This window comes from Streptomyces sp. NPDC007971, assembly GCF_042958635.1.
Classification (GTDB): Bacteria; Actinomycetota; Actinomycetes; order Streptomycetales; family Streptomycetaceae; genus Streptomyces.
The window spans coordinates 123,051-130,577 of the sequence record NZ_JBIBJK010000027.1 but is presented as its reverse complement, the minus strand read 5'-3'; the positions used below and the strand labels follow the sequence as shown (position 1 = coordinate 130,577).

Genomic DNA, 7,527 nt, shown 5'->3' with positions numbered 1-7,527 from the left:
TGATCGAGCGCACGATATCGTGGCTGTCCGGCTACCGCCGACTCAGCCCCCGCTGCGAACGAAACCCCCGCAACTACCTGGGCTTTCTGGGACTCGCAGCCGCACTCTGCTGCTACAAGCGATACGCCCGCCTCACCACGTAGGACACGGTCTTAGGCGTACGACTCGAACGCTGTGCGGCGTGATCTGCGACGCCGCCGGATCCTGCTGGCGACCTCCCTCAAGGGCGCGCCGAGCATCATGGCAGTGGGCAAACTCCGTTACGTCGTCGAGCAGACCTTCGCCCTGCTCCACCCAGTTCAAGCGTTTCGCAGTCCGCTGGGTATGCCGAACAGAACTCCATGACGCTTTGGTCTCGTTGGCACGCAGCCTCATCTGCTGGATGCGACTAAAGAAGCACGATCATCATCGCATTACCAGCTCTAAACGGCGAGCCATCGAATCTGATCACGAATATCTGGACCTTGATTCTTGCGCACCGAACCGCACGATAGGCTGAACCGTCTGCTTCATCGCGCCATCCTCTGATGGTTTAGCAGGGATAGGAGTGATTGCGATGCCCATGCCGACCCACCCGCCGAAAAACCCATCAAGCCCCTTTTCTTCCTTCAACGGTCACCATGTTGGTATCCGCGTTCCCGACTACGACGCGGCGAAGGCTTGGTACACGGAGAAGCTGGACTTCCGAGTACTCCAGGAGTGGCCCTACGGTGAGCTGAAGCTCGCGTACCTCTGCCCGCCCAACGATGACAACTTCCATGTGGAACTGCTTGCCGGACCGGTACCCTTCCCGAACGAGGTCCTCGACGACCTCGGAGTCAGTCTGCAGCATGGCGGCTACCAACACATGTGCGTCCAAGTCGACGATGTCGACGAAGCACGTGCGGAGCTCGCCAGCCGGGGTGTCGACCTTATCGGTGAACCCTTCGAGATCGAGGACATCAGCCGGCGACTGGCGTTCTTCCGTGACCCATGGGGGAACATGATCGAACTGTCGCAGAAGCTGCCCGGCGCTGCTTCCTGATCTGACTCACAACCTCAGCATGCGCGCACACGGCCCGAGCCCCTTCCAACCAGGCTCGGGCCTCTGCACGGCTTACAGGCTTCATCAGTTGCGCAGGCTCCTACTTGCCCACCACACCGTCCGCGAAGAATAGCGCAGGCATTCCCCTACCGCGCGTTGCGATTCAGCCGAACCACAAATCGCCGTCCACGATCCACGGCCGAGCACTTGCAGCCTCCCGAACGGCCGAATCATCACATCGTTCCAACCAATGAGGTTTTTTCCGAGGCTACTGAAATTGAATTCGTAATGTCGGCCTTACGGGGCTAAGCAGGGTCACTCAACTCTGAGGGGGGCGGATGCCATTCGCGGGTCATGTCCCCTCATCCTGGCTGGCCATGGGAGCCGGCCTCCAGGGTTGCGCGAAGGATCGCCAGGGATGAGGCGATGCGGGCCAGGTCGTCAGGGGGAACCGCCGCGGTCAGTGAGATGAGCTCGCTTTCGACAATGGGGCGGGAAGCGGACAACTGCTCCTCACCCGCGGCTGTGAGGCGGAGGACGGACGAGCGGCGGTCCTGGGGGTGAGCGACCCGCAGGCACCAACCCGCAGCCACCAGCCGGTCGACCGCCTTGCTGACGGCCCCCACGGTGATCGCCAGTTCGCCGACGATGTCGAGCACGCGGCACCCCGGCACGCGGTCGATGATCTCCAAAAGCTCGAACTGTCCCAGCCCCAGCCCTTGTGCGGCGCGCAGCCGGGCGCTCACCGCGTTGTAGAGCCGGGTCTCGACGCGGACCAGATCGGTGAAGATCGAGGTGATGTGGCTCACATTATCTCCAGTAGATTCCCAGGAATCATCTTCCTTGGAATCCGGTTAGGGTCTGACAGATGGATTCCCAGGAATCCATCCTCGCACCCCGACCCATGGAGGCCCCACATGTCCCGACAGCAGCGCGACGCCCTGGACGCCATACTCCGTTCCGCCCCTCGCAGCGAGATACGGCCCACTCCCGAGGAGCAGCGCAGCGGTTTCGCCGCGGCCATCACCCGTCCCGCACCGGAGGGCGTGGTCACCCGCAGGACCGTTCTGGGCGGGCGGCCGACCCTGGAGCTGGAGCCGGCCGAAGCCTCCGGCCGCGGCCGACTGCTCTACCTGCACGGCGGCGGCTACGTCATCGGCTCACCGGACACCCACGCAGGGCTGGTCGGTGAGCTGGCCCGCCGCGCCGGGCTGCGCGCGACGTCGGTGGATTACCGGCTGGCGCCCGAGCACCCTTTCCCCGCCGCTGTCGACGACGGGCTCGCGGCCTACCGCGAGCTGCTGGCGTCGGGCACCGACCCACAAGACCTCGTCATGGCCGGTGACTCCGCCGGTGGCGGACTGAGCATCGCCACGCTGCTCGCCGCCCGGGAGGCCGGGCTGCCGCAACCAGCCGCCATGGTCGTCTTCTCCCCCTGGGCCGACCTCACCCTCGCTGGAGGAAGCATCCGTTCCATGGAGAGCGCCGACCCCATTTTCACAGCGGCCGACGTGCGCGCCTACGCCGATCTCTACGTCGGCGCAGGCGACAGGGCGCATCCCCTGGCCAGTCCGGTGTTCGCCGACCTCACCGGACTGCCCCCACTCCTCGTGCAGGTCGGGGCGAACGAGGTGCTCCTCGACGACGCGGTCCGGCTGGCCGGCCGCGCGGGCGCCGACGGCGTCGAGGTCACGCTCGAAGTCGGCCCCGGCCTCCCCCACGTCTTCCAGCACCACTACGGTCGCCTCGACGAGGCGGACGCCGCACTCGACCGCGCCGCCCGCTTCCTCACCGCCCACCTGAGCGCCGGGCCCCGGGGCGCCGACCATCTCGAACCGGTCCACTGACACCGACCCCGGCGACCTCCCCGTGATGCAAGTTCAACTTCTCTGCGGGATCAGGCCTGGACCGCTTCGCGTATGCGCGTCCTTCGCCGGTAGGGAGTCACACCGGGGTCGGCAGGTCTATGAACGCGAGTCTGTCCGGGTCGGCAGATCGGCGCGATCAACCTGGAGATCGCGCTGACCACTTCTTCAACCGGATCAACCGCACCATCAAGGAACCGGCCGGCAAGACCTGGCTGAGCGCCTGCCGCGCGCAGGGATGACACACGTGGTGCTGGACGGCACGCCGATCTCCTGCGACCGGCCGGCCCGGGCCCGGGAGAACGGCAACGACCTGTGGTTCCCCCAGAAACACAAGAGCTTCGGCGGCAACATTCAGTTCCTGGCCGCGCCGGACGGCACCCCCGTTATAGGCCTCCGGCGTCGAGCCGGGTTCCACCCGGGACCTCACCTCGGCCCGTATCCACGTGCTGCCCGCGCTGCACAAGACCGCCGCGGACGGGCTTCCCACGCTCGCGGACAAGGGCTCCATCGGCGCCGGCATCGGCATTCACGCGCCCGTACGCCGCCCCGAAGGCCGCTCCGAGACCGCCCTGGGCCGAGGAACCCGCGCCACGAATGCGCTTATCAGATACGTCAGGGCGCGCGGCGAGCCGACCGCGGCGGAACGGAGGGAACGCTGGCGAACCCTCAAGCACGTCACCCTCAGCCCCGGCAGAATCGGCGACACAGCCCGCGCCGCACTTGTTCTCAACGTCTCTGGAAATGATCTTCACTGAGAAAACCTCAGCACACTTCACCAAGATCGTGTTACAAGCTCTACGAAACCACTGACACTCCGGCTGCCCGGTCAGGCGACCTGCGGTTCCGCTTCACCATCGAATAACTTGGCGCGGCGAGACTGCGCGCTTCTGGTGGGCAGGGCGCGCTGTATTCGCTAACGTCTATCCATGTTGCATACGAGATTCACCGAAATGTTCGGTATCACCTACCCGGTGATGGCGGCCCCCATGGCCTTGCACAGCGGCGGAACACTCGCCGCCGCTGTCTCCGCGGCGGGCGGGCTCGGCTCCTTCGGGGGTACACATCCCTGGAAAGGGCCTGAATGGATCCGTGCGGAGATCGCAACCATCCGTGCCACGACTCACCTCCCCTTCGGGATCGGATTCATCACACCGTTCCTCCCCTTCACCGAACCGCATTTCGAGGCCGCTCTGGAAGAGCGACCAGAGGTCATCGCACTCTCGTTCGCCGACCCGCAGCCGTGGCTTGCTCGCGCCAAGGCCGCAGGAGCCCGGGTGATGTGCCAGGTACAGAACTACGATGACGCACGGACGGCCGTCGCCGCGGGTGCCGATGCCCTCGTGGCGCAGGGCAGCGAGGCCGGTGGCCATACCGGAACGATGGGCCTCCTGCCCTTCCTGGCCGGGATCGTGAGGCGCTACCCCGATGTTCCGGTGCTGGCCGCAGGAGGCATTGGCGATGGCCGAACACTCGCGGCCGTCCTCACCGCCGGGGCGGACGGCGCCTGGCTGGGCACGGCGTTCCTCGCCACGCCCGAAGCGATCGAGGTACACGATGTCCACAAGCGCCTGATCGTCGAGAGTGATGGCGGCGACACCGTATGGACGCAGGCCTACGACATTGTGTCGGGGCTGCCCTGGCCGGCGACCATCGGTGAACGGGTCCGCCGCAATCGGTTCACCGATGAATGGTCAGAGCGCGAGGCGACGCTGCGGGACCGCAAAGAGGAATTCGCGCCGCCGAGGGACGTCAGTCCCATAGAGGGCCCGCCCGAACCTGACACCAGCGAGATTCTCTATGGCCAGTCGGCGATCTTCGTCGATGCCGTCCGTCCCGCCGCAGAAGTGGTCCGCACGATCGGTGACGAGGCCGAGGCCATCCTGGCCACACGGCCTCGATCGCTGCTGAGCTGACGAGCCCCGCGCTAGCGTGCGGCGACGAAGCTCGACGACCCGGTCGTGAACGCCTGAGTCGCCACCGGCAGGGAGGTGGCGGAATGCCGGTGGGTGCGGTCGGCCGCGTTTGGGCAACCCATGGTTGCGAACGGTCTCCGGGAGCCGCTGACGGGGGCTGTTCTGTCATTCTCGTGATGGTGCCGGGACATGCTCGGTGATGGCCTCGAAGAGGAGGAGGCCCTGATCCACCAGTTCCTCCCGTGAGACGTCCAGGACTCCGTTGAACCAGCTCAGCAGCATCTCGCTGACCGCGCCCACGACGGCCACGGACAGGGTGGCGGTGTCGATCCGGGGATCATGGAGCCCTTCCTTCAGGAGGGAGTTGACGAGGCCGCTCATGCGCTGCAGGCCCAGACGCCGTTCGCGTGCTGTGAGGGGACCGGCCCCCAGGGATTCCGTGAGTTTGACGCGCCCTTTTCTCGGGTCTTCCAGAGGAAGCCCGGTGATGACGTCGATCATGTTTCGTGCCCGGTCGCGCAGCGGCTGGTTTGTGCCGATCGCCTCGGCGCACCGGGTGATCTGTTCCTCGTAGATGTCTCTCATGAGCGCTGCCATGAGATCGTCGAGGGACGTGAAGCTCTCCGCGAAGTACCTGTCCTTCAGTCCGGCGTGGCGGAGTAGCGCACGGATGGAGGTGTGGGCGTATCCCTGGCTGGAGAACAGCTCGAGACCGCTTTCCATGAGGCGCCGACGGCGGAGCGAAGCGCGCTCTTCCGCCGTGGCTCCGCCATATGTCCGCACAATGTGCCACCTCTCCTTGAGGCGTCCTGCCCGTTTTGCGAGGTCACGCACCGGGGCCCGGCCTGCCGACCGCGATGCTCAGTGGCCTCGTGGGGGTTTTGAGCCGTCGGTCCGACCCTTGCCGGAGGCAGCCACAGCATTTTCGCCGTATTATTCCATCTGGTGACAGATTACCCCAGATAGGTGTAATGTCGATTTCATTCAGTCGTGAGCCGCGAAAACGCTCCTGGCGAGGCCGCTACCAGCCGCAAGGGGCGGCACAGATGTGGCCCACCCGCGGGTTCGACGCGCTGGGCCACGGCGTAAGAAAGTCATGACCGGCAGCAGCCTGCGTGCCGCGTTGAGCAGCCTCGCGCCCTCTGGTCATCCACGTATCGAACACCACGGAGTGCTGTGGCTCCAAGGCCATGCCGTGGGGAGAGTTCACCATGGATCCCAACCATCTGTTCATCGGCGGCCGTTGGGTACGCGCGTCCGGTGACCGTGTCATCAAGGCCGTATCCGCGAGTACCGGCGATCACCTCGGTGCTGTGCCGGACGGTTCCCCCGACGACATCGACCGGGCGGTCGGGGCCGCTCGTGCCGCATTCGACGCACCGACGGGCTGGGCCTCCTGGGGCACGGAACGTCGCGCGGCCGCCATGATCCGTCTCGGCGCTGCGCTCGATGCCAGGAAAGGGGCGACGTCCGCCGCCGTCAGCGCGCAGAACGGCATGCCGATCACTGTCGCCCGGTCCTTCGAAGGTGTGGTGCCGTCAGCCCTGCTGCGCTACTACGCCGGTCTGGCCGGCAGCATGCCGTGCGAGGAAGTGCGTACCGGACTGCCCCGTGGCACCACCCTGGTCCGCCGGGAACCCGTCGGCGTCGTAGCCGCCGTCATGACCTGGAACTTCCCTCAGACCATCGCCTTCTTCAAGATAGCCCCGGCTCTGGCGGCCGGTTGCGTGCTCGTCCTCAAGCCGGCGCCGGAGGCGGTCCTCGACTCGGTGCTCCTGGCGGAGGCGGTCGAGGAAGCAGGCATCCCCGACGGCGTGATCAACATCGTACCGGGCGGCCGCGACGCCGGCGCGTATCTGGTCTCCCATCCCGGCATCGACAAGGTGTCGTTCACCGGATCCACCAGAGCCGGGCGCCAAGTGGCCGCCGCATGCGCCGAGTTGCTGCGGCCGGTGACCCTGGAACTGGGAGGCAAGTCCGCCGCCGTCGTCCTCGACGACGCCGACCTCGCCGCGAACGCAGAACAGTTCTTCATGGCCAGTCTGCTGAACAACGGTCAGACCTGTTACGCGAGTACCAGGATCCTGGCCTCCCGCAGCAGGTATCGGGAAGTGGTCGAGTTCTGTACGGCGATGGCCCGTGACGCCGTCGTCGGTGACGCACTCGACCCCGACACCCAGATCGGCCCGCTCGTCAGCCGGCGCCAGCGCGAACGCGTGCTGGGTTACATCAAGACCGGTCTCGACGAGGGGGCTCGGCTCACCACCGGAGGAGGTCGGCCGCCCGGCCTCGACCGAGGCTGGTTCGTAGAACCCACCGTATTCGCCGACGTCGAGAACTCGTCGACCATCGCGCAGGAAGAGATCTTCGGCCCGGTCCTCACGGTCACGTCCTACGACGGCGAGGACGAGGCGGTGCGCCTGGCGAACGAGTCGCCCTACGGCCTCGCCGGCACCGTCTGGACCACGGACTTGGACCACGGCGCCCAGGTGGCCCGCCGTTTCCGGACCGGCACCGTCGGGCTCAACGGCTATCTGCCCGACCTCACCTCCCCCTACGGAGGCAGGAAGGCCAGCGGACTCGGCAGTGAACTGGGGCCCGAGGGGCTTCATGCATACCAGCAAGTCCAGTCGATCTACCACCCCTGATACGACGGCTAGCATCCGTCGCCCGGCTCGGACGAGTCCAGGCGACGGCCGCCCGCCGGACGAGGGAGGAACCA

The 7,527-nt window shown here is 66.4% G+C and carries 7 protein-coding genes and 1 pseudogene; 6 read left to right on the top strand and 2 right to left on the bottom strand.

Translation table 11 applies throughout. From position 1 onward, the window contains the following. Positions 1-143, top strand: a pseudogene (locus tag ACFZCP_RS40095) (IS5/IS1182 family transposase); the annotation flags it as partial. A 413-nt stretch (positions 144-556) separates the two neighbouring features. Beyond that, on the top strand, positions 557-1,024 hold the full coding sequence (locus tag ACFZCP_RS40090; RefSeq protein ID WP_391439902.1) for a VOC family protein: 468 nt from the start codon (positions 557-559) through the stop codon (positions 1,022-1,024). Positions 1,025-1,386: 362 nt separating this feature from the next. On the opposite strand, the gene ACFZCP_RS40085 is transcribed toward ACFZCP_RS40090, so the two are convergent. Next, positions 1,387-1,833: a MarR family transcriptional regulator gene (locus ACFZCP_RS40085; protein ID WP_391439897.1), complete on the bottom strand. Its 447-nt coding sequence runs from the start codon at positions 1,831-1,833 to the stop codon at positions 1,387-1,389. 108 nt (positions 1,834-1,941) lie between these two features. Between ACFZCP_RS40085 and ACFZCP_RS40080 the strand changes: the two genes are divergently transcribed. The 3 genes from ACFZCP_RS40080 (at position 1,942) to ACFZCP_RS40070 (ending at position 4,805) form a co-directional block, all read left to right on the top strand. Next, positions 1,942-2,871: an alpha/beta hydrolase fold domain-containing protein gene (locus tag ACFZCP_RS40080; RefSeq protein ID WP_391439892.1), complete on the top strand. Its 930-nt coding sequence runs from the start codon at positions 1,942-1,944 to the stop codon at positions 2,869-2,871. Between the two features lie 464 nt (positions 2,872-3,335). Continuing rightward, on the top strand, positions 3,336-3,647 hold the full coding sequence (locus tag ACFZCP_RS40075; RefSeq protein ID WP_391439887.1) for a hypothetical protein: 312 nt from the start codon (positions 3,336-3,338) through the stop codon (positions 3,645-3,647). Between the two features lie 195 nt (positions 3,648-3,842). Beyond that, positions 3,843-4,805, top strand: coding sequence for a nitronate monooxygenase (locus ACFZCP_RS40070; protein ID WP_391439881.1), 963 nt, complete (start codon positions 3,843-3,845; stop codon positions 4,803-4,805). Between the two features lie 165 nt (positions 4,806-4,970). Here ACFZCP_RS40070 and ACFZCP_RS40065 read toward each other — a convergent pair whose 3' ends face one another. Further along, positions 4,971-5,639, bottom strand: a complete 669-nt coding sequence (locus ACFZCP_RS40065; RefSeq protein WP_391439876.1) for a TetR family transcriptional regulator — start codon at positions 5,637-5,639, stop codon at positions 4,971-4,973. Between the two features lie 377 nt (positions 5,640-6,016). Here ACFZCP_RS40065 and ACFZCP_RS40060 point away from each other — a divergent pair, with 377 nt between their 5' ends. Further along, positions 6,017-7,453, top strand: a complete 1,437-nt coding sequence (locus tag ACFZCP_RS40060; RefSeq protein ID WP_391439872.1) for an aldehyde dehydrogenase family protein — start codon at positions 6,017-6,019, stop codon at positions 7,451-7,453. Positions 7,454-7,527 lie beyond the last annotated feature (74 nt).

Excerpts from the sequence above, each read along its gene's own strand:
- ACFZCP_RS40080 (WP_391439892.1), top strand. The coding sequence starts at position 1,942 with ATGTCCCGACAGCAGCGCGACGCCCTGGACGCCATACTCCGTTCCGCC.
- ACFZCP_RS40060 (WP_391439872.1), top strand. The coding sequence starts at position 6,017 with ATGGATCCCAACCATCTGTTCATCGGCGGCCGTTGGGTACGCGCGTCC.
- ACFZCP_RS40090 (WP_391439902.1), top strand. The coding sequence starts at position 557 with ATGCCCATGCCGACCCACCCGCCGAAAAACCCATCAAGCCCCTTTTCT.
- ACFZCP_RS40070 (WP_391439881.1), top strand. The coding sequence starts at position 3,843 with ATGTTCGGTATCACCTACCCGGTGATGGCGGCCCCCATGGCCTTGCAC.